This window comes from Brevundimonas sp. LPMIX5 (assembly GCF_003576505.1).
Lineage (GTDB): Bacteria > Pseudomonadota > Alphaproteobacteria > Caulobacterales > Caulobacteraceae > Brevundimonas > Brevundimonas naejangsanensis.
The window spans coordinates 542715-566076 of record NZ_QWTZ01000002.1 but is presented as its reverse complement, the minus strand read 5'-3'; the positions used below and the strand labels follow the sequence as shown (position 1 = coordinate 566076).

The window sequence follows — 23362 nt, the reverse complement described above, 5'->3', positions numbered from 1 at the left end:
CGTGCGTCTTCTATCCGCGCATTGCAGGCACGGATCGTTCTTTGCGCGTCTGGAATGGAGGGCAGACAGCCCCGAGAGGGCCGAATTTCAGTCTGCGACAGGCGTTTTCAGCGGCTCGTCCGCAAAGTGGGCCGAGAGATTCTGTAGAAGCAGCATCAGCATCCCCTGCACCGCTTCGGTCGTGGCGCCGCCGGTGTGAGGCGTCAGGACGGTGTTGGGCACGCCCGCCCACCGCGCGGCCTCGGTCGGTTCCTCGGCGAAGACGTCGAGGGCCGCGCCGCCCAGACGGCCGTCTTTCAGCGCGGCGATGACGGAGTCTTCATCGACCAACTGTCCGCGCGCGACGTTGACCAGCAGGCCCGTCGGTCCAAGCGCCTCGATCGCCTCGGCCGAGATCAGGCCCCGGTTGTTCTCGTCCGCCCGGCAGGCGACGACGAGGATGTCGGAGCCGCGCGCCAGTTCGATCAGGCTGTCGGCGCGCGGCCACGCGGCTTCCTTGGCGCGCGGCGCCCACCAGCGGATGTCCATGCGCATGACCTCGGCGCGACGCGCTACGGCTTCGCCGATGTGGCCCAGGCCGACGATCCCCAATCGCTGACCGCCCAGCGAAGTGGTGATGCTGCGCGTGGACAACTTCCATTCGCCCGCGCGGATGGTGCGGTCGCCCTCGGCGATCTGTCGACGCGCGGCCAGGATCAGGCCGATGGCGTGGTCGGCCACGTCCTCGTGGTTCACGCCGGGCGCATGGGTGACGGGCAGGCCGCGCGCGCGGCACCACTCGACATCGATGCCGTCATATCCAGCCGTGAAGCAGGCGATCAGCGACAGATTGGGCAGGCGTTCGATCAGCGCCTTGTCCAACTCGAACTCGCCCGCGACGATCAGGGCGCGAATGTCGTCTGCCGCCTCGATCGGCGGGCCTTCCCAGAAGCGATAGATATCGTAGGCGCCTTCCAGGAAGGCGCTCAGCGGGGCCAGATGCCGCTGCATGATCAGGACGGCGGGACGCTGGGTCATGGGGGCAGACTATCCCGCTTTCGCCGGAGCGCCACCCCAAAGCAGAACGGCCCCCCGATTGCTCGGAGGGCCGCTTGTCAGTCTGTGCGCTGGATCAGCGACCGAACTTCTGGTGCTGGATGCGCTTGGGAATGATGCTGTCCGCGCCCAGGCGGCGCATCTTGTCCTGTTCATAGGCTTCGAAGTTGCCCTCGAACCATTCGACGTGGCCGTCGCCTTCAAAGGCCAGGATGTGGGTGGCCAGACGGTCCAGGAACCAGCGGTCGTGGCTGATGACCACGGCGCAGCCGGCGAATTCTTCCAGCGCCTCTTCGAGGTTCTGCAGGGTTTCGATGTCCAGGTCGTTGGTCGGTTCGTCGAGCAGGATCAGGTTGCCGCCGGTGGCCAGGGTCTTGGCCAGGTGGACGCGGTTACGCTCACCGCCCGACAGTTGGCCGACCTTCTTCTGCTGGTCGCCGCCCTTGAAGTTGAAGCTGCCGACATAGGCGCGGGTGTTGATCTCGCGCTTGCCGACCATCATCACGTCGGTGCCGCCCGAAATGGCCTGCCAGATGGTGTCGTCCGGCTTCAGGTCGTCGCGCGACTGGTCGACATAGGCCAGTTTGACTGTCTCGCCGACCTTGATCGTGCCGCCGTCGGGCTGTTCCTGGCCGGTGATCAGCTTGAACATGGTCGACTTGCCGGCGCCGTTGGGGCCGATGACGCCGACGATGCCGTTGGGCGGCAGCTTGAAGTTCAGGTCGTCGAACAGAACCTTGTCGCCATAGGACTTCTTCAGGCCGGTCACTTCCAGAACGACGTTGCCCAGACGCGGGCCAGGCGGGATCTGGATGGCGGCGAAGGACTGAGCCTTGGCGGAGCTCTCCTGCTCGGCGACCATCTTCTCATAAGCGGCCAGACGGGCCTTGGACTTGGCCTGACGGGCCTTCGCGCCCGAGCGGACCCATTCCAGCTCGCGGGTGAGGGCGCGCTGGCGGGCTTCGGATTCCGACTGCTCCTGCACGACGCGCTTGGTCTTGGCTTCCAGCCACGAGGAATAGTTGCCCTCGTGGGGGTGGCCCTTGCCGCGGTCCAGCTCCAGCGTCCACTTGGTCACCAGATCCAGGAAGTAGCGGTCGTGGGTCACCAGGATGACGCAGCCGGGGAAGTTCTCCAGGTGGTGCTGCAGCCAGGCCACCGACTCGGCGTCCAGGTGGTTGGTCGGTTCGTCGAGCAGCAGCATGTCGGGCTTGGACAGCAGCAGGCGGGCCAGCGCCACACGGCGCTTTTCACCGCCCGACAGGTTGGTGACTTCCCAGTCGTCCGGCGGGCAGCGCAGGGCGCCCATGGCCTGATCAATGCGGCTGTCGATGTCCCAGACGTCGCCAGCGTCGATCTTCTCCTGGAGGGCGGTCATCTCCTCCATCAGTTCGTCGGTGTAGTTTTCACCCAGCTCATTGGCGACTTCGTTGAAGCGGTTGACCCACTGCTTCTCTTCGCACCAGGCCTCGACGTTCTGGCGAACGTTCAGGGCAGGATCGAGCTGCGGTTCCTGTTCCAGATAGCCGCGCTTGACGCCGTCGGCGGCGCGGGCCTCGCCCTGGAACTCGTGGTCCAGACCGGCCATGATCTTCAGCAGGGTCGACTTACCCGAACCGTTGACCCCGACGACGCCGATCTTGGCGTCGTTGTAGAAGCTGAGCCAGATGTTCTCGAAGACCTTCTTGCCACCGGGATAGGCCTTGGTCAGGCCCTGCATCTGGAAGATATATTGCTGCGCCATGCGTCGCGTCGCGCCTTTGATTCAGTGCGGATGGGAAGTTGCCGGAGGATGTAGCGACCCCGAAGGCTTTGGGCAAATCTTCGGACAGGGGCGCGGCTTTTCAATGGCGGTCTTCAGCGCGCTGGCAAGACCGCTTCCAGTGCGCGTGTGAAGCCGATCGGAGCGACCGTCAGGTGATCCTCGTCTTCCAGCACGATCGAACTGACCTTCAGACCCGGATAGTTGCGAGACAGCAGATTGCCCTGCAGCGTCTTCATATCAGCCACCAGATTGGCGCCGCTGGTGTTGCGGCGGTCAGGGCCGGGAACTTCATAGCCGCCGACATACATGAAGACCTGCGCCTTCAGATCATCGTGGGTGCGGGCATAGTCGGCTTCGACCCCGAGCATATGACGTTTATCGTACCACAGCGACGGACTCCCCAGGACGTAGCCGCTGAACATCGCCGGATCGCTGAACAGGATCTGGGCGCCCAACAGGCCGCCATAGGAATGCCCCAACAGCACGCGTTGTGCGGGATCGGCGCGGAATTTCTGCTCGATAAACGGCAGGGCCTGTGACTTCAGATAGGTCTGATAGGCCGCGCCGCCGCCGTGAATATATCCGGCGGAATTGTTCGGCCCATTGGGCGTAGGCGTGTAGTCGCGGCGGCGGCTTTCGGCGCCCTTGTCGCCCTCGGCGTAGGATAGGCCGACCAGGATGAAGTCCTGCACTACTGGCCCCTCCAGATTAACCCGACGGGCGATCTGGCGAATGATGGGAAAGGCGTAATCGGCGTCTGTGACATAGAGGACCGGATAGCGGCGGTTCGGTTCGGCCTCATAGCTGGCAGGCAAGCTGACGAAGACCTGATAGTTCCGACCGGATACGGGGTCCGGCACGCTCCAGACCTGAGTGCCCTGCAACACATAGGGCGCGCCATCAGCGCTCGCAGAGGCGGTCGAGGTCGCCGTCACGGCGTCCGCCTTCTCGCCGCACGCACCCAACAGAAGTGCGCCTGTTGCAAACATGGCGATCGTCGCCGCGGTGTTGAAAACCCGCATCCATTCCCCTCCAAAGCTTGGCCGTTGACGCAGGTTTCGCGAGAAATGCGGCGGCGGAAGGGCGTATATCGGTCCTCGTCGGCCTCAGGCGTAGTTGAAGCTGATGGAGATGCGCTGTTCTTCGGCGCGGTTGGCGGGCACTTCGTGACGCAGCCAGCTTTCCCACATCAGCACCGTGCCCGGCGCCGGCTTCAGATAGACGAAGGGCTGTTCCGCTTCGCTCGCTTCGGCGGTCAGGCCGGGACGGGCCATCATCATGGCCAGGCGCGGGTCTTCGATCTTCAGCGATGAGGCGCCGTCGGGGATGTGGATATAAATCGTGCCGGACAGCACGGCGTGTGGGTGGATATGGCCTGTATGCCCGCCGCCGGGCATCAGGACATTGACCCACAGATTGTCGAGCCGCAGCTTTTTCGCCAGATCGAAATGCAGGCTCTGGGCGAAGAGCGCCGCGTGCTTGTCCAGCAGCTTCTTCAGCTCGGCGAACTCGGGAAACCGCTGAGGCAGGTCGTTGATCGAGCCATAGGAGGTATAGCCCGGATAGTGGTTGGCCCGGCACCATTCGATCCCGGCCTCGTCCTCCTCAGCCATGACCAGGCACAGGTCCAGCAACTCCTCGTGCAGTTCGCTCCATCCGCGCGCCGAGACGAGGGAGGCGTCATACACCTGGGTCGGGAACAGGGAGCGAGAGGGCATGGCCCGCGATTACCGCGTCTGGATTCGTACGAGAAGATGAAAACCGTCGCGCCGGGAGGGTTGAGCGGCGTTTTCCGGTCTTTGGCCCACGTGTTTTGCGCCAAATGGATCGGGTATTTTAATACCATTAACAAATAGTCGATATTTTTCAATGTATTGATGTGTTATTGGTGTCGCGAGTGGCGTTGACCTCTGCGTGCGGACCCTCTATCAGCACGGCCTCCGCTCAATCCGTCCGGATCGAGCCGCGTTTTTCGTCTTCCAGGACCCTCATCATGCTGAAGAGCACTACGGCTTCGCTGAAGCCGGCCGAGGTCGAGAAGAAGTGGATCCACATCGACGCCGAAGGCGTCGTGGTGGGCCGCCTCGCGACCTTCATCGCCAACCGCCTGCGCGGCAAGCACCTGCCGACCTACACCCCGCACGTTGACTGCGGCGACTACGTCGTCGTCACCAACGTCGACAAGGTCGTGTTCACCGGCAAGAAGAACACCGACAAGGTCTACTATCGCCACACCGGCCACCCCGGCGGCATCAAGGAAACCACCCCGGAGAAGGTTCTGGGCGGTCGTTTCCCCGAGCGCGTGCTCGAGAAGGCCGTTGAGCGGATGCTGCCCAAGGAGTCGCCGCTGGCTCGCAAGCAGATGACCCACCTGCGCCTGTTCGCCGGCGCGGCTCACGAACACGAAGCCCAACAGCCCACGACCATCGACTTCAAGTCGATGTCGTCCAAGAACACCCGGAGCGCCTGAGCATGACCGACGTGACTCAAGACACCGCCGCCGGTTTTGACGCCCTGAAGGGCCTGGGCACCGCTGCTGCCGAGGAAATCGTCCGCGAGCCGAAGATCGACGCCCTGGGCCGTTCGTACTCGACCGGCAAGCGCAAGAACGCCATCGCCCGCGTGTGGGTGAAGCGCGGCACCGGCAAGATCACCGTCAACGGCAAGGACGTGGCTGCGTATTTCGCTCGCCCCGTGCTGCAGATGATGGTCGCCCAGCCGCTGAACGTCTCGGACCGCGCCACCCAGTACGACGTGATCTGCACCGTTGAAGGTTCGGGCCTGTCGGGCCAGGCCGGCGCCATCCGCCACGGCCTGTCGCACGCCCTGACCCACTACGAGCCGGAACTGCGCAAGGTTCTGAAGCCGCACGGCTTCCTGACCCGCGACAGCCGCGTCGTCGAGCGTAAGAAGTACGGCCGCGCCAAGGCGCGCAAGTCCTTCCAGTTCTCGAAGCGCTAAGTCGGTCGCGAACCCGCGACTGGGAATACAAAGGGCGCTTCGGGGAAACCCGGGGCGCTTTTTTTCTTTTTTGAGCGCAATGTAGATTTCTTGGGTGAAAATAATGGCGCGTGTTTTTTCAGGGAAAGTGCAGCGGGCGCCGGAAGACGTTGTCTCCTGCTTGTCAAACTTTCTCGAGAATCGTGGCGCCCCTTATGATTGGGACGACTTCATTTCGGTGGATATTGCAGATCCTGCACTCGAAGCGATCCGTGCTGCCGCAGCGAACATCGACTTACCAGTGAATGCCGATGGCGAGCGTCGAATACGCGATCTTTTGATTGAGGCGCGACAAGTGGCGCGCGAGAGAAGCGCCGTTTGATCTCGACCTAACAATTTGAGCTAGCGTCTCAAATCTGCTGAATTCTCGGGGTTCGTCTGACCCCTCATCCGGCCCTGACGGGCCACCTTCTCCCACAAGGGGAGAAGGGCAGGAGATGCGCATGACCCACACCATCTTCATTGACGGCGAGGCCGGAACCACGGGGCTGGAGATCCGCGAGCGTCTGGAGGCGCGCGGCGATCTGGAACTGATGCTGCTGGGCGACCGTCGTCGCAATGTCGAGGCGCGGCGCGAGGCGCTGAACAGCGCCGATGCGGTCATCCTGTGCCTGCCTGACGATGCGGCGAAGGAAGCCGTATCGATGATCGAGAATCCCAAGGTGCGGGTCATCGACGCCTCGACCGCCTATCGCGTGGCGGACGGCTGGACCTATGGCTTCGCCGAGATGGATGCGGACCAGCGCGCGGCCATCGCCGCCTCGACGCGCGTGTCGAACCCTGGCTGCTATCCGACCGGCTTCATCGGCCTGATGCAACCCTTGGTGAGGGCGGGACTGGTCCCGGCCGACTGGCCCGTCACGATCAATGCGGTGTCCGGCTATTCCGGCGGCGGCAAGGCCATGATCGCCGAGTTTGAAACTGAGGGCGCATCCACCGCCTTCCGCGCCTATGGCCTGACGCTGAAGCACAAGCACGTGCCGGAAATGACGAAGCACGCGGGCCTGTCCCGCCCGGTGCTGTTCTCACCCGCCGTGGGGAATTATCGTCAGGGGATGCTGGTCGAGGTCCCGCTGCACCTGTCGGCCCTGCCTGAAACGCCTTCGGTCGAGCGGCTGCACGGCGCTTTGGCCGAAGCTTATGAGGGGCAGCGTTTCGTAGAGGTCGCCGAGATCGACGAGACCGAAGCCATGACCGGCATAGAGCCTGAGGGCCTGAACGGCACCAACCGTATGCGCCTGCACATCTTCGGCGATCGCGGGGGCGAACAGGCGCGTCTGGTCGCCCTGCTGGACAATTTGGGTAAGGGCGCCTCGGGCGCGGCGGTCCAGAACCTGAACATCATGCTGGGTCTGGACGAGGCGACCGGCCTCAAGTGAGGCCGGCCGGCGCGCACGATCAGCGCGCCCGCGCCGCCTTGACCGCCGACTCCACCGTCCCGCCGAAGAAGACGGCGGCGATGATGATCAGCAGGCCGTAATCGTGTCCGGGGAAGACCAACGGCACGCCCGCCGCCAGGATGATCAACGCCGGAAACAGGCTGGCCCAGACGGCGGTCGAGGCGGCGTTGGGATGGATCATCGGCGGACGCTGCATTCCCATCCGTCTCGCCATCATGCCGTTCAGCGGCACGAAAGCCGCGGGCACGACGATCGCAATCGCCAGATATTTCACCAGTTGGCCCGGCGTTCCGAACAGGGTCGCCGTGGCGATCAGCAGGATCAGCGGAATGGCCGTGGCGACGGCCAGCAGCAGGTTGGGCTCGATACGCTTCAAGACTTCACTTTCACATAGGCGCCGGGCGCCGGTTCGATAGGCTTCAGCGGCCCGGTTTCAGGATCGCGAGCGGAGATTTTCTCGCCCGACTTCGCGCCCAGCCAATCGGCCCAGTGCGACCACCAACTGCCTGGATGCAACTGCGCCTCCGCTTGCCATTCCTCAAGCGTTTCGGGAAGGGCGGCGTTGACCCAGTGCTGATACTTGTTGGCGGACGGCGGGTTGATGACCCCGGCGATGTGGCCCGATCCGGCCAGCGTATAGGTCACCGGCCCGCCGAACAGCCGCGCCGAGCGATAGACCGAGTTCATCGGTGCGATGTGATCCTCGCGGCTGGCCTGGAAGTAGAGGGGGATGCGGACCTTCGACAGGTCGATGGCCTCGCCGTCGATCTTCAGTTCGCCCTTCGCCAGGGCGTTCTGGCCGTACATCAGGCGCAGGTATTGCAGGTGAAGCCGCTTGGGCATCCGCGTCTGGTCGGCGTTCCACGCCAGAAGGTCGAAGGCGGGCGGCGCCTTGCCCATCAGATAATTGGACACGAAGAAGGACCAGATCAGGTCATTGGCGCGCAAGGCGTTGAAGGTGTCGGCCATCGCCGTGCCGGGCAGGACGCCGCCCGCCTCGTCCATCAGCCGCTCGATCTCGGCCAGCCAGTGCTCGTCGGTGAACAGCAGCAGGTCGCCCGCCTCGGCGAAGTCGTGCTGGGCGGCGAAGAAGGTGGCCGAGGCGACGCGGTCGTCCCCCTTGGCCGCCATGTGCGCCAGGGTGGCGCCCAGCATGGTGCCGCCGATGCAGTAGCCGACGGCGTTCAGATGTTTCTGGTCGGTCTGCTCCAGCGTCTTTTCGACGGCGCGATAGACGCCCTTCTTCATATAGTCGTCGAGGCCGAACTCAGCCTTGTCGCGGTCCGGGTTGACCCACGAGCAGACGAAGACGGTGAAGCCCTGCGCGCTCAGCCAGCGGATCAGGGAGTTCGCCGGCTGCAGGTCCATGATGTAGAATTTGTTGATCCACGGCGGGAAGATCAGCAGCGGGGCGGCGTGCTGCTGATCCGTCGCGGCGTCGTACTGGATCAGTTCGAACAGTTCGTCGCGCCAGACGACCTGGCCCGGCGCCGTGGCGACGTTTTCGCCTAGGACGAAGCGGCCATAATCGGCCTGACTGATCTTCAGCGACCCGGCGCCGCGCTCCAGATCGGCGGCGAAGTTCTGCATCCCGCGCACCAGGGATTCGCCGCTCGTTTCGGCCAGGGCCTTCAGCGCCACGGGATTGGACGCCAAGAAGTTGGCGGGCGAGAAGGCGTCAGTCAGCAGGCGGGTGAAGAACTCGGCCCGGCGTTTCACGCGCGGGTCCACGTCCTCGACGCTGGAGACCAGGCTGTTCATCCAGTCCGAGGTGGCCAGATAGGACTGGCGCATCATGTCGAACATGGGGTTCTCGGACCACGCAGGGTCGCGGAACCGCTTGTCGGACGGGGCGGGGCTGTCGACCGTCTCACCCATCGCCCGGCGGGTCGTGGTCGACCACAGCTCCATATAGCGGCCGAACAGGTCGGCCTGGGCCTGAAACAGCTTTTCGGGGCGGGCGGCCAGACTGGTCATGACCGAGGACATGGCCGGGGCCACATTGAACGGGTCGGGCGACAGGGCGGCGGGGCGGTCGGCCTGCGATAGAGCCGCCTCGGCCACCGCCGTCTGAGCCATCATCGCCGCCTTGGCGAGGTTCAACGACAGGGTCTCCAACTGCTGACGCTGTTCGGCGCTGAAGGCCATGAAGTCGGGCGCGGAGGAGGGGGCTTCGTCCTGCGGCGTCGGTTCCGGGGCGGGCGCCGGTTGCGGCTGTTCAGGCGGTGCAGCGGCCTTCCTGGCGCGCGGCTTGGCCGAGGTCGGGCGGCCAGCCTTGCGCGGCGCGGGCGCCTCGGCGGGCGCTGTCTGCTGGAGCGGGGCCTTGGTCGGGCGCTTGGCCATGGCGAATCTCCGTTGGGGACGAGCGAATGCGCGCGCCTTCCTCCCGACGCGATGATGGCATATGTCAGTGACGGAAATGAACGCGCTTATGCTGAAAAAGACGGGATGGACGGCGGCCTGGGGGGCGACCCTCGGTTCAGCGCTGATTTTGGGCGGCTGCGTCGGGGCTTTCGAGCCGAAAACCGACCCGACCTCGCCGTTGGCGCCCCGCATCCAGCAACTGGTCGATGAGAATCGCCAATATCCGCGCTGGGCCGATTTCCCGCGCAGCAGTACGCCCTTGCCGCCGCCGACTGAAATCGCCGCCGATGTGGGACGCCTGCAAGGCCGCAGCGCTGCTCTGGCGGCCGAGATGGCCCGTATCGACTGGACGCTGAACAGCGACCCGGCTGCGTTTCTCGCCGAGATCAATCGTCGCCTGGACGCCAGCCAGATGTCGCCCCAGACGCTGAAGACGGCGCAGGAGGTCGAAGCCTACGCCGAGGAGTTGCGCCGTCGCGCCACGCCGCCGCCGCCTATCGACCGCCCGCGTTTCTGAGGCGCACGACCGCCTTGGACGCAGCCGCGATTTAATAGGCATGAGGCGCGCAGATCGCGTCCAGTCTCGAATCCCGCGATCCTGAACGCTTCGGCCGCAGGGCCGTCGCTCGAATCTGCTGCAAAGGTCCGCATGGCCCGTTCTGTCTTCATCGCCGCTTTTTTCGTCGGACGGACCTTCTGATGGCGGACGGTTACGGCGCGTCCGCCTTTCTGGGCGTCAGCCGCTCTCTGTCGGGGCGGGCGTGGCGGCAGCGTCCGGCCGAAGCGGCGACGACCCGCGCCCATATGCAGGCGCTGGGGCTGGACGAGGTGATGGCCCGCGCCTTGTCGGCGCGTGGCGTAGCGGCGGATCAGGGCGCCGACTTCCTGAAACCGACCCTGAAGGCGCTGTTTCCCGATCCGTCCAGCTTCATGGACATGGACGCCGCAGCCGCCGCGATCGTCGATGCCTTGCAGGGCGGCGCCAGAATCCATGTCTTCGCCGATTACGATGTGGACGGGGCGTCCAGCGCGGCCCTGCTGGTGCGCTGGTTCCGGGCGTTGGGCGCGGACCTTCCCATCTATGTGCCGGATCGCCTGACTGAAGGCTACGGCCCCAGCGCGCGCGCCTTCGACACGCTGAAGGCGCGCGGCGCCGATCTGGTCATCACCGTCGACTGCGGGGCGGCCGCCAATGAGGCGGTGGCCCATGCGGCGGCCATCGGCCTGAAGGTCGTGGTCATCGATCACCACATGATGCGCGAGGAGCCGCCCGCCTGCCTCGCCGTGGTCAATCCGAACCGTCCGGGCTGCAACTCGGGGCAGGGGAATCTGGCGGCGGCGGGCGTGGTCTTCGTTCTGCTGGCCGCCCTGAACCGCGAGGCGCGCGGGCGCGGCCTGTTCGAGGGAAAGACCGAGCCGGACATCCGTCAGTGGCTGGACCTGGCCGCCATGGGCGCTATCTGCGACGTGACGGGCCTGACGGGCTTCAACCGCGCCCTGACCAGTCTGGGGCTGGGGGTGATGTCGCACTGGCGCAATCCGGGCCTGCGCGCCCTGCTGGCGGCGGCGGGCGCTGAGCCGGGGCCGGCCAAGACCAACCACGCGGGCTTCATCCTCGGTCCGCGCATCAATGCGGGCGGCCGGATCGGCAAGTCGGACCTGGGCGCGCGCCTGCTGTCCACCGATGACGCCGACGAGGCGAGGTTGCTGGCCCAGGAACTGGACGCCCTGAACCTCGCACGGCGCGAGGTCGAGGCCGAAGTCACGGAACAGGCCGTCCGCCGCGTCGAGGCGATCGGCGCCCATGCCGACGACAGCGCCGCCGTAGTTGTCAGCGGCGAAGACTGGCACCCCGGCGTGGTCGGCATTGTCGCCGGGCGCCTGCGCGAACGCTGGAGGAAGCCGGTCATCGTCATCGGCGTCGACGCCATCAATGGCGTGGGCAAGGGCTCGGGTCGGTCACAGCCGGGCATGAATCTGGGCCGAGCGGTGCAGGCGGCGTGGAACGAGGGGCTGCTGATCGCGGGCGGCGGTCACGCCATGGCGGCGGGGCTGACGATCGCGGTCGACCGCATCGACGAACTGCGCGCCTTCCTCAACGACCGCCTGTCGGCCGAGCGCGTCGAGGCGGTGGCTCAGGACTGGGTCGAGATCGACGCCCTGATCGATCCACGCGCCGCCACCCGCGATCTGTTCGATGCGTTCGAGCAACTGGCGCCCTATGGTCCCGCCAACCCTGAACCCCTGTTCGCGCTGGAGGGCGTTCAGGCGCGCGAGCCGGTAGCGATGAATGGGGGGCATGTGCGGTGCCGTCTGGTCGGGCCGGACGGCGCCTCGGTGCGGGCCATCGCCTGGCGCTGCGCCGATCTGCCGACGGGCAAGGCGCTGCTGGCGGGGCAGGGCGGGTTGAACCTGGCGGGCCGCTTGAAAGCCGACGATTGGAACGGCCGTCGCGGCGTCCAGTTCGAGATCGAGGACGTCGCCGATCCGCGCATGGTCTGAAACCGTCAGCCTTGGCCGTGAAACGACGCAGGTCTTTGAAAAAGTCGCATAAATCCGCTTCGCCGAGCTTGCCATAGGCGGAATCGGCGGCTATCTACACGGTCCTCCGCGCAGCGGTCCCTTCGTCTATCGGTTAGGACGCCAGGTTTTCAACCTGGAAAGAGGGGTTCGATTCCCCTAGGGACTGCCACGCGGAGTTTATCTCCCCCGACAATTCAAGCTGTTTCACCGCCGTGACTTCGCGCGTCTGCGCACTTGTTTCGTACGCGCCGATCCGCGCCGGACGGTCGACTTGCCGTTTTTTTGAAAAAGCGCGCAGCAGCCTCTTGCGTCGCCGAAAAGGGACGGCTATCAGGCCGCTCCTCCGCGCAGCGGTCCCTTCGTCTATCGGTTAGGACGTCAGGTTTTCAACCTGAAAAGAGGGGTTCGATTCCCCTAGGGACTGCCACGCGGAGTTTTATCTCCCCCGACATCGTCAAAATCCTTCAGCGCGTCATTGCAACGCGCAGTTGCGCGCCGCCTTGCGTTCTTGACAATAATGTGGCGTAAAATGGGCGGCGAGATTGCCAATCTTGGTGTACCCGTGTTATGGTGACTGTCCCGGTGTGTTCGGGCGGGGGTGTTAGGTGATGAGTTTCGAAGAGAGCGATACGCTTGAGACCGTAAAGGTCGCGGGCAAGGTCAAATGGTTCGACGCGGGCAAGGGATACGGCTTCATCGTTCCTGACGATCCGGCTCTGACTGAATCTCGTGATGTCCTGCTTCATGTCACCAGCCTGCGCCAGGCCGGGCACGAACTGGCGGGCGAGGGCGCGGCCATCACCTGCGAATGCGCCAAGCGGACCAAGGGCTGGCAGGTCGTGACGGTCGTTGATCTGGATGCGGCCGTGGCGGCGCCTGTGACGCGCCGGGAAAGCATCCGGCCCTCGTCCATTGGTCAGGCTTTCTCTGCTGACACGCCGCTGGAAGCGGCTGTGGTCAAATGGTTCAATCGCACCAAGGGCTATGGATTCGTGGTGCGTGACGGCCAGGATGGCGATATCTTCGTTCACGTCGAGACGCTGCGACGCTGCGGCCTGGACGACCTGCTGCCGGGCGATCCGGTCAGCGTTCGCTTCGCCGAAGGTCCCAAGGGCCTCGTGGTGGCTGATATCAGACCGGGCGGTTGAGTTCGTCCGTAAGGGACGATGATGATGAACCTTACCCGCCGTTTGGCTCTGGGGGCGGCCCTGGGGATCGCCGTGACGGCTTCGGCCTGCGCGCGCACCGGGCCGATGGATGGCGCGGGGCGACCGCTTGAGGCCCTGTCCATCGTTACATCGACGGGCGAGCACAAATTCATGGTGGAAATCGCGGACGACGACGCCGAACGCGCGCGGGGCCTGATGTTCCGCCCGCCGCTGGAAGACGATCGCGGAATGCTGTTCCAGTTTCCGGCGGCGTCCGAGCAGAGCTTCTGGATGAAGAACACGCCCAGTTCGCTGGACATCCTCTACATCGATCCGCGCGGCCGCATCGTCTCCATCGCCAGCCACACGACGCCGAACTCAGAGGCGCCGATTCCCTCGAACGGCGCAGCCAACGGGGTGCTGGAACTGCGTGCGGGACGGGCGGACGAGATCGGCGCCAAGCCGGGCGACACGGTGAAACACCCTTTCTTTCGCCCTTGACCGACTAAGGCGCCGCTTAGGCCGTTGCGGCGTCGCCGCCGACGTGCCATGAGAGCGCTCCGTCGGTCCGGGGTGTGGCGCAGCCTGGTAGCGCATCTGGTTTGGGACCAGAGGGTCGGAGGTTCGAATCCTCTCGCCCCGACCACGGTTTAAGCCCTTTTGGGCTGGATGAGTTTTACACGCGTCCACGCGCGCAAACGCTGCCTCTCAATCGGTTTTCTCGATCGGCGCTGGTTTTGGTTTCCCCAAAACAGACCCTTTCAACTTGATCTATGGGTGGAAACCGGAAGTTCGTTCAGTCGGTCCTATCCTCAGTCGTCACGCCAGAGTGCTCCGTGGCGGATGAGCCGAAGCCAGTGGCTCGCAAAGCCAATAGCAGCACCAGCAGCCAAATGGGCGAGGAGAGCCATCCACCCCGCACCTGGCGCGAAACACAGACTGACGCACAGTCCGGCAAGGCCACCATGGGCTGCCGACACAGCAGACTGGGTTGTCTGCGACCAATCTCTAGTCGACATGAAAATCCAGGGAACGAGCAGCATGAGCAGCCAGAAGCTGGCGCCAGCCGCAAACAAGTTGCGGTGAGACTTGGTCGCTGCCAAGCCTCCGAAGCCGGCGAAGGTGACTGCCAGCACGGCGAATATCGCGATGGCCGGAGCCAAATATTGGTTCGCAGGAGGGACCATAATGCTAACTTCGGATGACCCGCGAATGTCTGCAACGGGTCGTGACGCGAAGTTCGCTTAAGGGTCCGTTTCAGTCCTAGGCATCATGCCTGAAACCGGATCTTGACCAGACAGCCCGAGAGCGGCCGTTCACAGCGACTGCACAAGGTGGTTAGCCGTCATCACCCAGATCCTCTCCCATTATGAAATAGGGAAGGTTAGGAGCGCATGTCTCCAAGAGAGCCATCAGCGTTCTCATGCGATCCAGCGTGAGTTTGCTGGGGTCTCGTGGATGGACGGAAACTGCGTCGTTGCCCTTCACCGAAAGCAGGTCGCCCCGTTCGGCGTCGCACGCGATTTCGACGCGGGCGGCAAAATCGCTCACACTCTCGCTCCCAGGATCGAACTGCGGAAAGGCTGATAGGGCCCGCGTCTTGAGCCATTCGTGTTGCTGATTGAGTGCCTGATCTCGTAGCGCGACCAATCTGGGCGACTTTGAAACCATGCTTTGAAAAGCCTTTTCGAGGTCTTCCGATGCGAACACGAAGCGGCTTGAAAACGACAGATATAAATCGGCGAGGTCAGTCAGCACCGCATCTGGGATGTGGGCTGTTGAAAAGATGAGGACGTCCTCTTGGCAGACGTCATCCCATTCTACCTTTACGTCTTCCGGGTTGATGCCGCATGAAATCAACGCATCTGCCAGACCGCCTGTGGGGTGAACGCCCATGGTCTCAAATCCCTACCTTCAAGGCCAAGCCCACTACTACTGTATCGGTGGAATTGGTGTCAGCAAGCAATGCTATCGAATGCCCGCAATGGGTCGTGAAGCGAAGTTCGCTTCGGCCTGTAAGACACGGGGTTCGCGATCCATATGGACGATGACGCGGCTTCACTTATCGCCGCATCGCTCTGACCCACATTACGTCGAGGCGTAGCCGCCGTTGATGGCGTAGGAGAAGCCGATCGGCAGGGCGGCGCGGAACTGGGTGAAGAAGGCCGCCAGTTCGCCCAGCGTCGAGCGCGGAACGAAGATGATGTCGCCGCGACGTAAGGGCAGAATTTCGCCGCGCGGCGCGCGCAGGTCCAGCACCTTCAGCATGCGCAGATCGCCCGGTCCGCGTCGGATCAGGGCGCAGTTGCGGGCGTTGGATGTCGGCAGGACGCCGCCCGCCATGATCAGGGCCTGATAGGCGTCGATCTGGCCCGGCATGTCGAACATGCCGGGATTGCGGACCTCGCCGTCGATCCAGACCTTGAGCGGACCGGCCTGGCGCAACGTCACCTCGACCTCGGGGCGCAGGAGGTGAGGGGCGTAACCGGCCGAGATGTCGCCCTCAAGCTCCGATAGGCTGCGCTCGGCGGCGGTCACATGTCCGACGAGCGGCAACGAAACCCGTCCGTCCGGGCCGATCTTCAACTGGCGAGTCAGTTCGGTCGCGGTGGGCAGGGCGACCTCGATCTCGTCTCCGGCGTAGAGGCGGTATTCAGGTTCGATATCGGTCCACGGCGCAAAGGGCAGGTCGCGCGGCAGGTCCGCCACCGTCTGGGGACGGGGCAGGGCGGCTGACCCGCCGTTGCGACCGCCGGCCGCGCAGCCGGTCAGGCCGGCGCCCAGCGCCAGAAGAAGCAGGCGGCGATCAACGTCCATGAGCGGCCGGGTCCGATCGATTGCGAAACTGAAGTTCCTCCAAGTTGACGCCTTATGGGTAACGGCCGGTTAACGCCAACGCTTCAAGGTGTCCCGGTCTGACACTGGTGGATAATCCGGCCCGTATGCGTTCGCACGTCACAGCAACCCGTCCCCGGTACGGCGTCATGGACGTCGTGGCCCTGCTGTTCCGGGAGCTGCTGTTGATGATCGTCATCTTCGCGGTGCTCTTCGGCATCGGCGCCGCTGTCGTGATGACGATGAAGAAGACCTACACGGCCGGAGCCAGCCTGTTTGTCGGCGTGGGCCAGGAATATGTCTACCAGCCGCGCGTCGGTCTGGGCGAGCGGGCTATGCCCCCTTCGGCCGCCGAGGTGGCTCAATCCGAAGCCGCCATTCTGAACAGTCTGGAGGTCAAGCGCCGCGTGGTGCGCGCCCTGGGCGTCGAGAGCTTCCAGAGCCCCGATGCGCCCCCGCCCGCTGATCCGGCCCGCCGCGAGGCCTCGGCGGTTCGCGCGGTCGCCAGCGGTCTGGGCGTCGAGGTGACGCCGTTGAGCCCGGTGATCGGCCTGAGCTATAAGAGCGATGATCCGGCCAAGTCGGCGCGGGTCCTGAACACTGTCATTGACCAGTATCTGACTTATCGCCGCGAGGTCTTCCAGGACCGCGCGACGGCGGCGATCCGCACTCAGCGCCAGACGTTCGAAGATGAGCTGGGCGACGCTGACCGCGCTTATGAAGACTTCCTGCGCACCAATAACATCGGCGATTTCGCCACGGCTCGGGCGACGGTCGCCAGCACCTATCAGTCGATCTTCACCGAGCGGATGGGCGTTCAGGCCCAATTGCAACAGGCGTCGCAGCGCCTGTCGACCCTCGTCAGCCAGTTGTCGCGGACACCGTCGGAGGTGGCCCTGTACAAGGATCTGAACGTCTCGGCCCAGGATCTGATCCTACAACTGCGCACCGAGCGTGAGAGCCTGCTGGCCCGCTATCAGGCCGACGCCCAGCCGGTGCGCGAGATCGACGCCAAGATCGCCCAGCTCCAGACCTATGTCGGCACCGGCACGGCGGTCGGCGCCAAGGAGGTCCGCACGGGACCGAACCCGATCTGGGTCGAGCTGGAGACCACCCGCATCAACGCCCAGGCCGAGAGGGACTCGCTGGCGGCGCGCTTGGCCGTGCTGGATCGGCAACTGTCGGACCTGCGCGCGCGTCAGTCGCGCCTGACCGAACTGGAGTCGCGCAACTCGACCCTGGCGGGCAACCGCGAGGTGCTGACCGCCTCGATCCGCGAGTTCCAGCAGCGCGAGACCCAGAGCCGCGCCGACAACGAACTGGTCAAGGCGGGCGCCGATAACGTCACCGTCATCGAGCGCGCCCAGCCGCCGTCGAAGGGCAAGAGCCTGAAGGCGCCGCTGATGATCGCCGTCTTCCTGTTCGCCGGCTTCACCGCCCTGTGCGTCGGCCTGCTGCGGGTGCTGCTGCGGCCGGGATTCGCCATGCCCGCGACCCTGAGCCGCACCCTCAATGCGCCGGTGCTGGCCGTGGCGCCGGCCAAGAGCGCCTGAGCGCGTATGACGCTGATACGCGGCGATGACCGGCGGACGGCTCGTGCTAGGTTGCGCCAAATGGCGCGCGCGTAACCGATTCGCATGGTCGATCTGACGACAGAGATGGCTGGCCTGTGGGCTGCGCTGGGGCCGGCCCCGGCGCATCGCGGCCGCGTGATCCTGTTCGCCGCCGCGACATCGGGCGAAGGCGTCTCGACGGTGGCGCGAGAGTTCGCCCGTATGGCCGCCGTGCGTGGACGCCGTTCGGTTTGGCTGATCGACGGCGACCTGTCGCAGCAGGGGCAGATGGAACAGATCGCCGCCGAGCCGGACCGGTTCGGGCGCCTGGGGTCGTCTGTGCGGGCGTCGCCGGACGGATCGGCCTTCTACGCCGTGTCACCGCCGTTGCGCGGCCGTGACGGCAAGCCCGCTGCGCCGGGACGCATCCTGACGGCCAAGGCCTGTCTGGGAGGGCGGCTGTATGTCACCCGCTTCCATATGGAGCTGCTGCGCGCAGGTCAGCGGGTCGAGGCGGTCGATGATCCGCGCTATTGGACCCGGCTGCGGGCGCATGCCGACACCGTGGTGATCGACGCCCCGGCGGCGGACCGTAGCGACATGGCCCTGACGCTGGCGCCGCTGGCGGACTCAACGGTGATGGTGGTGGCGGCGGACAGCACTGGCGCGGCCGCACCTGCCGCCCTGCGCGAGGAGATCGACGCCGCCGGGGGCCGTGTCGCGGGTCTGGTGATGAACCGCTCGACCTGGAGTCCGCCCAAACTGCTGAAGCGGTTCTTCAGCTAGACCGGCTCAACCGGTTCAGGCGGTCCAGTTCGCTCTGGCCATAGAAGCGCGGCTCGAACCCCGTCATCCACATGATCTTGCCCAGACCGCGTGCGGCGCGGTCGGCCATCTGGGCGCGGCTGGCGCGGCCCATAATGGTCAGGGCGAGGGCTGCTGCGCCCCAGACCAACGTCTGGAGCGCGCCGATGGCCATCCAACGGCCGACGCCCAGCCAGTCGCGCGCTTCGGCGGCTGTCTGGCTGGGGCCCTGGCCATAGGCGAAGGCGCGGGTCAGGGCGTAGCGCAGGGTGGCCCGATGCGGGGGAGCGAACTCGTCCACCCAGGCGTCGGCCGCCCAGCCGAAGCGGCCGCCGCGCGCCTTCAAGGCGGCGAACAGGACATCGTCCTCGCCGCCGATCTGATCCGATCCGACGTGGAAGGGCGCCTCGCCGGGCAGGGCGGTGGCGCGCACCAGAAGCGAATTGCCGCAGCCGTAGGGCTCGTCGATCAGCTGATCGCCTTCAGGTCCGTCGCGACCGAAGAAGTGCTCCAGATAGGCCGTCGTCCAGCCGGTATCGTCGGGCACACGACCCTGGATCGGGCCGAACACGGCGTCGGCGCCGGTCACCGCCTGACCGCGCAACAGGGAGGCCAACCAGCCGGGGCTGGCGGCCTCGTCATCGTCGAGAAAGGCGATCAGCGGCGCCTGGGTGGCGGAAAGGCCTGTGTTGCGCGCGGTGGCGACGCCGGGGCGCGGCGCATGGGTCCAGATCAGGGGGACCGGCGATTCGCCCTTCAACGCCTCGACCGTCGCGCGCGCGCTGGCCTCGGGGTCGTTGTCGGCGACGATGATTTCGCGCAGACGGCTCTCGGAACCCTGCTGAGCGAAGATCGAGCGCAGGGCGCGGGTCAGTTCGTCCGGACGACGCAGGGTCGGAATGACGACGGCGACGTCAGGGTTGCTCATATCGCCTCGGCATAGAGGGCGGCGCGATACAGCCGCAGGCTGAGGCCGCGTACGGCGGGGGGCAGCAGGCCGATGCGGGCCGCCTGTTTGAACAGAGGCCGGATCAGGCGCAGGCCGGGCACGGCCTTCAGCTTTTTCGCCACGCGATAGCTGGGATAGGCGGCGACGAAGTCAGGGTGCCGGGCGGCCACGCGGGCGAAATTGGGCGCCGACTGCTCATATTTGGCGGCCAGGGCCTCGACCGTGTCCAGACCCATGTGGGTGGCCGGATTGTCGATGTGCGTAACCGTGAACCGGCGCGACACGCGCATGGCCCATTCGACATCCTCCCAGCCCCAGCCGCTGAAACCGGCGTCGAAGCTCTCGGTGTCGAACACGTCCCGGCGCACCAGAAGGTTGGAGGTGAAGACGTATTTTTCCGGCTGCAGCGCCCTCTGATCGGCGGAGATGCAGTCGGAGCGCGCGGCCATCTGGCGATGGACGGCGAAGCGCGCGTCGCTCGGCGCCTGAAGCAAGGAGAACCCGCCAAAGGCCACGGCCGGGTCATCCTTCATCGCCAGATCGACCCAGTCGCTGAGGAAGCGCGGATGGTCGGGGCACATGTCGCTGTCCAGGAACAGCAGGAAGCGGCCGCGCGCGGCCTCAGCCAGGCGGTTGCGGCCTTTTGAGCGCCCCTCGTTGGCGTTCAGGGTGATCAGTCGGGCGGGCAGGGACAGGGCGTCGATCAGGGCGGTCAGTCGCGCGGTCAGGGCCGGGTCCGCTGTGCCGTCGTCGAGAATGATCAACTCGGTGCGCTCTGCGACGGCATGAGCCTCGCGGTCCAGCATCCGCAGCAGCACTGACGGATCGTCGCGCAGGAAGGGCATCAGCACCGACAGGGCGGGCGTCGCCGCCGCCCATGCCGTGTTGTCGTGAACCGAGACGCTCATGCCGCCGCCTTTCGCGCCTGCAGGAAGCCGCGCAGGCGACGCAGCAGGTCGCGCACGCCCGCGGCGTTCAGGGCGTAGGCGACGACGCCGTACACGGCTACGCCTACGGCAGCGTCCATCATGAGTTCCGCGAAACCTCCGATCGGCGGCAGCAACAGCACGGCGGCGGCCATGACGGCGGCCGCCAGGCCGCAGCGCGCCAGCGCGTTCCACGGCACGGGCAGCGGCAGGATGCGGCGGCCGATGGTCATGGAGGCGCTCAGGCCCAGTGCAAAGCTGATCGCCGTCGCCCAGGCCGCGCCCATGACGCCGAAGCGCGGGATCAGCAGGATGTTCAGGATGATGTTGCTGCCCGCCGGAATGCTCATGGCGAGCAACAGCCAGCCGGTGCGGCGGCCCAGCGTGAAAGCCTGTCCGAAATAATAGGTCGTCATGCCCGACAGGAATGCGCCCAGCGCGACCCATGGCGTGACGGAGGCGGCGACAGTGCGCAGGTCTTCACCGATCATGAACTCGGCCAGCGGCCGCGCGACCAGGGCTACGCCCACGGCGGCGGGCAGGCCGATCAGCACCAGGGTCGAGGCTTGTTCTCGCGCGGCGGCCTGAAGGTCTGCGCGCCCGCCGCGCTCCAGCGCCATGACGAGGGCGGGAGCGCCCGCAGCGCCCAGCCAGACGAACATCACGTCCAGCGTCCGATTGGCGATGCTGTAGGCGGCGTGATAGGCGCCGACCGCCGCCTCGTTCATGAAAAGGGCCAGCAGGAAGCGGTCTGTCGACGCCAGCACCACGGTCAGCCCCAGACCGACGGCGATGGGATAGCCATAGACGGCGTAGGCTTTCAGCCTTTGGCGATCCAGCCGTCCGCGCCTGGCCTCGCGCAGTTCAGCGGGAAGAATGAAGGGCAGGGCGGCCAGCGGCGCCAGCAGCATACCCGCCAGCGGGGCCTCAGCCCCCAGCCCCAGCAGGGCCAGGCCGACGCCGAAGATCAGTCCGGCGACCGCGCTCCAGATATCGATGGCGGCGGCGGGGCCGACATTCCCCGCCGCGCGGAACCGTTCCTGCGCCAGCTTCAGGAAGCAGCGCACCGGCACGCCTGCCAACGCCACCGCCAGGGGCAGGCGGAAACTGTCCGGCATGGGCCACAGCCACACCAGCAGGCCGACGACGGGCACGAAGACGGCGGTGATCAGGAAGGCGGCGCGATACAGGCTGGCGAAATGCCCGGCCATCTGCGCTTCATCGGACTGTGCCGCCCAGAAACGGGCCATTGAGGCTTCCAGCCAACTGAACGTCGCCACATGGGCCAGCGTCAGCACCGAATAGGCCAGGGCGTAGCGGCCGAAGTCCTCGGGCGACAGCAGGCGCGTAAAGATGATGATGGTCAGAAACCCGACCACGCCTTGCACGATATTGGCCGGCAGGTAGCCGAAAACCCCTCGCCAGAACATCAGCGGACAGCCATCCGGTCGCCCAGGAGAACGGGAACGGTCACGGCGATGATCCACAGATCCAGCCAGAAGGACTGGCGCTCGATGTATTCGATATCGAGCTGCACGCGGCGGCGCACCTCGTCGGCCGTATGCAGCGGCCCGCGCGAGCCCTTGATGGCGGCCCAGCCGGTCATGCCCGGCTTGATGCGGTGACGGTGAGCGTATTCAGCGACCAGACGCGCCGACTCGGCGTCTCCGGTCTTCATGCCGATGGCGTGCGGACGCGGCCCCACCAGCGACATCTCGCCGCGCAGCACATTCACCAACTGCGGCAGTTCATCCAGACTGGTGGCGCGCAGAAACCTGCCAAGGCGCGTCACGCGGTCATCGCCGGCGGTCACCTGGCGGCTGGCGGTGGCGTCGGAGGCTTCCTGACGCATGGTGCGGAACTTCCACACCACGATCTCTTCCTGGTTGAATCCGTGGCGGCGCTGGCGGAACAGGGCCGGGCCCTTGCTGTCCAGCCGCACGGCCAGGCCGATCAGGAACAGAACCGGGCTGAGCGCGACCAGAGCCAGCGCCGACAGGATGATGTCGAGGATCCGCTTGTTGAACGCGCGCCGCTCGCCGTCCACTGCGCCGCCCAGCAGGGGCAGGGAGGCCGAGGCCAGCTTCTCCAGCGCTTCATTGCGTTGGGCGGCGCCCTTGGGGTCGACCAGAAGCGTCAGCGGGATGGGCAGGACTTCCAGCCGGCGCGTCAGGGCGCGAACCCGCTCTTCGGCCTTGGGGTCGATGGCCAGGATGACGCGGTCGATATAGGGCGTCAGTCGATGGTCCAGCAGGGCGTCGGCGCCGCCTAGAACCGGCACTCCAGCCAGGGCGTCAGGCGTACGGGCCAGGCGGTCGTCGAAGACGCCCAGAATGTTCAGGTCGCGCCGATCCAGCGCCTCGCGGATCAGGGATTCGGCATGACGCGTGGCGCCGACCACGACGACATTGGGAGTCAGGTCGCCGCGGCTTCTCCATTGAGCCACCAGCATCCGCCAGATGGTGTGCAGGCCGGTCACCACCACCGTGGATGCAATCGCCCACCAGCCGTATTCGGCCACGGGCGTTTCGCCGGGCAGGACCAGCCCCAGCGCGCAGGCGATGGCTCCGCCCAGGGCGGCCACGACAGCGACCCCCGCCAGATGGCGCGCCGGCGCCCGGCTGCTGTCAAAACGATACAGGCCCAGCGAGCGCATCAGGCCCAGGGTGACCAGTGCGCCGATCAGGATCGGCAGGGCCTGGAGCAGGGTGACCTTCGTCAAACCGCCTGGGTTCAGCCGGTCGATGGCCACGAAGCACAGGAAGGAAGAGGCGACGATGTCCATGCCTCGGAAATAGAAGACGCGCCGCCGCGCGGCCGCGCGTTGACGGGTGTTCAGCCAGACTTCTGGGCGCAGCGGCCCGCGCCGCGTCCGCCCGGTCGGCCCTGTCGGCGCCGCGGCGCGCGATTCGGTCGTCGCGGCGCGAGATGCGCGCGCGCCATCCGTCGCGGATGCCAGGGTGTCAGCAGGGGTGATGGCCAATTCTCTTTCCCGAAATCGAGCAAAATGGGGCGATAATCCCCTCTCACATGCCACTCTTATGCCGGGTTAACACAAAG

General features: G+C 65.8%; 22 protein-coding genes and 3 tRNA genes. 13 read left to right on the top strand and 12 right to left on the bottom strand.

Going from position 1 to position 23362, the window contains the following annotated elements:
- Positions 1-87 precede the first annotated feature (87 nt).
- The 4 genes from D1604_RS03775 to D1604_RS03760 all read right to left on the bottom strand — a co-directional run bounded on the left by D1604_RS03775 (position 88) and on the right by D1604_RS03760 (position 4518).
- Positions 88-1017, bottom strand: a complete 930-nt coding sequence (locus D1604_RS03775; protein ID WP_119412232.1) for a 2-hydroxyacid dehydrogenase — start codon at positions 1015-1017, stop codon at positions 88-90.
- Positions 1018-1111: 94 nt separating this feature from the next.
- Positions 1112-2779: an energy-dependent translational throttle protein EttA gene (ettA, locus tag D1604_RS03770; RefSeq protein WP_119412231.1), complete on the bottom strand. Its 1668-nt coding sequence runs from the start codon at positions 2777-2779 to the stop codon at positions 1112-1114.
- A 113-nt stretch (positions 2780-2892) separates the two neighbouring features.
- Positions 2893-3822, bottom strand: coding sequence for an alpha/beta hydrolase (locus D1604_RS03765; protein WP_119412230.1), 930 nt, complete (start codon positions 3820-3822; stop codon positions 2893-2895).
- Between the two features lie 84 nt (positions 3823-3906).
- Positions 3907-4518 carry a TIGR02466 family protein gene (locus tag D1604_RS03760; protein WP_119412229.1) on the bottom strand — a complete coding sequence of 204 codons (612 nt, stop codon included), beginning with the start codon at positions 4516-4518 and terminating at the stop codon, positions 3907-3909.
- A gap of 278 nt (positions 4519-4796) precedes the next feature.
- Here D1604_RS03760 and rplM point away from each other — a divergent pair, with 278 nt between their 5' ends.
- From rplM to argC, 4 genes are all read left to right on the top strand, one after another.
- Complete coding sequence (rplM, locus tag D1604_RS03755; RefSeq protein WP_181409293.1) at positions 4797-5270, top strand: 50S ribosomal protein L13; 474 nt, start codon at positions 4797-4799, stop codon at positions 5268-5270.
- A gap of 2 nt (positions 5271-5272) precedes the next feature.
- Entirely contained in the window at positions 5273-5761 is a 489-nt protein-coding gene (gene rpsI / locus D1604_RS03750) for a 30S ribosomal protein S9 (protein WP_024354145.1), read from the top strand.
- Positions 5762-5864: 103 nt separating this feature from the next.
- Positions 5865-6122 (top strand): hypothetical protein, encoded by a 258-nt coding sequence (locus D1604_RS15575; RefSeq protein WP_147399870.1) that lies wholly within the window; start codon positions 5865-5867, stop codon positions 6120-6122.
- 121 nt (positions 6123-6243) lie between these two features.
- Positions 6244-7179: an N-acetyl-gamma-glutamyl-phosphate reductase gene (argC, locus tag D1604_RS03745; RefSeq protein WP_119412442.1), complete on the top strand. Its 936-nt coding sequence runs from the start codon at positions 6244-6246 to the stop codon at positions 7177-7179.
- A 19-nt stretch (positions 7180-7198) separates the two neighbouring features.
- Here the strand turns inward: argC and D1604_RS03740 are convergent, their stop codons facing one another.
- Positions 7199-7576: a hypothetical protein gene (locus D1604_RS03740; protein ID WP_119412228.1), complete on the bottom strand. Its 378-nt coding sequence runs from the start codon at positions 7574-7576 to the stop codon at positions 7199-7201.
- A complete protein-coding gene (gene phaC, locus D1604_RS03735; RefSeq protein ID WP_119412227.1) occupies positions 7573-9543 on the bottom strand; it encodes a class I poly(R)-hydroxyalkanoic acid synthase in 1971 nt (656 codons plus the stop codon). Before phaC ends, D1604_RS03740 begins: the two co-directional genes overlap by 4 nt.
- An 88-nt stretch (positions 9544-9631) precedes the next feature.
- Here phaC and D1604_RS03730 point away from each other — a divergent pair, with 88 nt between their 5' ends.
- The 7 genes from D1604_RS03730 (at position 9632) to D1604_RS03700 (ending at position 13881) form a co-directional block, all read left to right on the top strand.
- Entirely contained in the window at positions 9632-10081 is a 450-nt protein-coding gene (locus D1604_RS03730) for a hypothetical protein (protein WP_233551842.1), read from the top strand.
- A 182-nt stretch (positions 10082-10263) separates the two neighbouring features.
- Positions 10264-12066 (top strand): single-stranded-DNA-specific exonuclease RecJ, encoded by a 1803-nt coding sequence (gene recJ / locus D1604_RS03725; RefSeq protein ID WP_119412225.1) that lies wholly within the window; start codon positions 10264-10266, stop codon positions 12064-12066.
- Positions 12067-12181: 115 nt separating this feature from the next.
- Positions 12182-12256: transfer RNA gene (locus D1604_RS03720), tRNA-Glu, on the top strand.
- 183 nt (positions 12257-12439) lie between these two features.
- A tRNA-Glu gene (locus D1604_RS03715) sits at positions 12440-12514 on the top strand.
- 181 nt (positions 12515-12695) lie between these two features.
- Positions 12696-13235 carry a cold-shock protein gene (locus D1604_RS03710; RefSeq protein ID WP_119412224.1) on the top strand — a complete coding sequence of 180 codons (540 nt, stop codon included), beginning with the start codon at positions 12696-12698 and terminating at the stop codon, positions 13233-13235.
- A gap of 24 nt (positions 13236-13259) precedes the next feature.
- Positions 13260-13736 carry a DUF192 domain-containing protein gene (locus tag D1604_RS03705; RefSeq protein WP_373561203.1) on the top strand — a complete coding sequence of 159 codons (477 nt, stop codon included), beginning with the start codon at positions 13260-13262 and terminating at the stop codon, positions 13734-13736.
- A gap of 68 nt (positions 13737-13804) precedes the next feature.
- Positions 13805-13881 (top strand) — tRNA-Pro (locus tag D1604_RS03700).
- A 692-nt stretch (positions 13882-14573) separates the two neighbouring features.
- On the opposite strand, the gene D1604_RS03690 is transcribed toward D1604_RS03700, so the two are convergent.
- Together D1604_RS03690 and D1604_RS03685 are read right to left on the bottom strand one after the other, a co-directional pair.
- Positions 14574-15131, bottom strand: a complete 558-nt coding sequence (locus D1604_RS03690; RefSeq protein ID WP_119412221.1) for a hypothetical protein — start codon at positions 15129-15131, stop codon at positions 14574-14576.
- Between the two features lie 192 nt (positions 15132-15323).
- Positions 15324-16052 (bottom strand): polysaccharide biosynthesis/export family protein, encoded by a 729-nt coding sequence (locus D1604_RS03685; protein WP_119412220.1) that lies wholly within the window; start codon positions 16050-16052, stop codon positions 15324-15326.
- A 125-nt stretch (positions 16053-16177) separates the two neighbouring features.
- Here D1604_RS03685 and D1604_RS03680 point away from each other — a divergent pair, with 125 nt between their 5' ends.
- Entirely contained in the window at positions 16178-17623 is a 1446-nt protein-coding gene (locus D1604_RS03680) for a GumC family protein (protein WP_024354155.1), read from the top strand.
- Between the two features lie 84 nt (positions 17624-17707).
- Positions 17708-18409 carry a hypothetical protein gene (locus D1604_RS03675; protein ID WP_024354156.1) on the top strand — a complete coding sequence of 234 codons (702 nt, stop codon included), beginning with the start codon at positions 17708-17710 and terminating at the stop codon, positions 18407-18409.
- Here the strand turns inward: D1604_RS03675 and D1604_RS03670 are convergent.
- Genes D1604_RS03670 through D1604_RS03655 form a run of 4 tightly spaced genes read right to left on the bottom strand, consistent with a single transcriptional unit; the run spans position 18402 to position 23285 of the window.
- Entirely contained in the window at positions 18402-19355 is a 954-nt protein-coding gene (locus D1604_RS03670) for a glycosyltransferase (protein ID WP_119412219.1), read from the bottom strand. The genes D1604_RS03675 and D1604_RS03670 overlap by 8 nt on opposite strands.
- Positions 19352-20284, bottom strand: a complete 933-nt coding sequence (locus tag D1604_RS03665) for a glycosyltransferase family 2 protein (RefSeq protein ID WP_119412218.1) — start codon at positions 20282-20284, stop codon at positions 19352-19354. The genes D1604_RS03670 and D1604_RS03665 overlap by 4 nt, the downstream gene beginning before the upstream one ends.
- Positions 20281-21732 (bottom strand): lipopolysaccharide biosynthesis protein, encoded by a 1452-nt coding sequence (locus D1604_RS03660; protein WP_119412217.1) that lies wholly within the window; start codon positions 21730-21732, stop codon positions 20281-20283. Before D1604_RS03660 ends, D1604_RS03665 begins: the two co-directional genes overlap by 4 nt.
- Complete coding sequence (locus D1604_RS03655) at positions 21732-23285, bottom strand: exopolysaccharide biosynthesis polyprenyl glycosylphosphotransferase (RefSeq protein ID WP_119412216.1); 1554 nt, start codon at positions 23283-23285, stop codon at positions 21732-21734. The genes D1604_RS03660 and D1604_RS03655 overlap by 1 nt, the downstream gene beginning before the upstream one ends.
- Between the last annotated feature and the right edge of the window lie 77 nt (positions 23286-23362).

Coding starts and splice junctions, on each gene's coding strand:
- D1604_RS03775 (WP_119412232.1), bottom strand. CDS start 1,017: ATGACCCAGCGTCCCGCCGTCCTGATCATGCAGCGGCATCTGGCCCCG.
- ettA (WP_119412231.1), bottom strand. CDS start 2,779: ATGGCGCAGCAATATATCTTCCAGATGCAGGGCCTGACCAAGGCCTAT.
- D1604_RS03765 (WP_119412230.1), bottom strand. CDS start 3,822: ATGCGGGTTTTCAACACCGCGGCGACGATCGCCATGTTTGCAACAGGC.
- D1604_RS03760 (WP_119412229.1), bottom strand. CDS start 4,518: ATGCCCTCTCGCTCCCTGTTCCCGACCCAGGTGTATGACGCCTCCCTC.
- rpsI (WP_024354145.1), top strand. CDS start 5,273: ATGACCGACGTGACTCAAGACACCGCCGCCGGTTTTGACGCCCTGAAG.
- D1604_RS15575 (WP_147399870.1), top strand. CDS start 5,865: ATGGCGCGTGTTTTTTCAGGGAAAGTGCAGCGGGCGCCGGAAGACGTT.
- argC (WP_119412442.1), top strand. CDS start 6,244: ATGACCCACACCATCTTCATTGACGGCGAGGCCGGAACCACGGGGCTG.
- phaC (WP_119412227.1), bottom strand. CDS start 9,543: ATGGCCAAGCGCCCGACCAAGGCCCCGCTCCAGCAGACAGCGCCCGCC.
- D1604_RS03730 (WP_233551842.1), top strand. CDS start 9,632: ATGCTGAAAAAGACGGGATGGACGGCGGCCTGGGGGGCGACCCTCGGT.
- recJ (WP_119412225.1), top strand. CDS start 10,264: ATGGCGGACGGTTACGGCGCGTCCGCCTTTCTGGGCGTCAGCCGCTCT.
- D1604_RS03710 (WP_119412224.1), top strand. CDS start 12,696: ATGAGTTTCGAAGAGAGCGATACGCTTGAGACCGTAAAGGTCGCGGGC.
- D1604_RS03705 (WP_373561203.1), top strand. CDS start 13,260: ATGAACCTTACCCGCCGTTTGGCTCTGGGGGCGGCCCTGGGGATCGCC.
- D1604_RS03690 (WP_119412221.1), bottom strand. CDS start 15,131: ATGGGCGTTCACCCCACAGGCGGTCTGGCAGATGCGTTGATTTCATGC.
- D1604_RS03685 (WP_119412220.1), bottom strand. CDS start 16,052: ATGGACGTTGATCGCCGCCTGCTTCTTCTGGCGCTGGGCGCCGGCCTG.
- D1604_RS03680 (WP_024354155.1), top strand. CDS start 16,178: ATGCGTTCGCACGTCACAGCAACCCGTCCCCGGTACGGCGTCATGGAC.
- D1604_RS03675 (WP_024354156.1), top strand. CDS start 17,708: ATGGTCGATCTGACGACAGAGATGGCTGGCCTGTGGGCTGCGCTGGGG.
- D1604_RS03670 (WP_119412219.1), bottom strand. CDS start 19,355: ATGAGCAACCCTGACGTCGCCGTCGTCATTCCGACCCTGCGTCGTCCG.
- D1604_RS03665 (WP_119412218.1), bottom strand. CDS start 20,284: ATGAGCGTCTCGGTTCACGACAACACGGCATGGGCGGCGGCGACGCCC.
- D1604_RS03660 (WP_119412217.1), bottom strand. CDS start 21,732: ATGTTCTGGCGAGGGGTTTTCGGCTACCTGCCGGCCAATATCGTGCAA.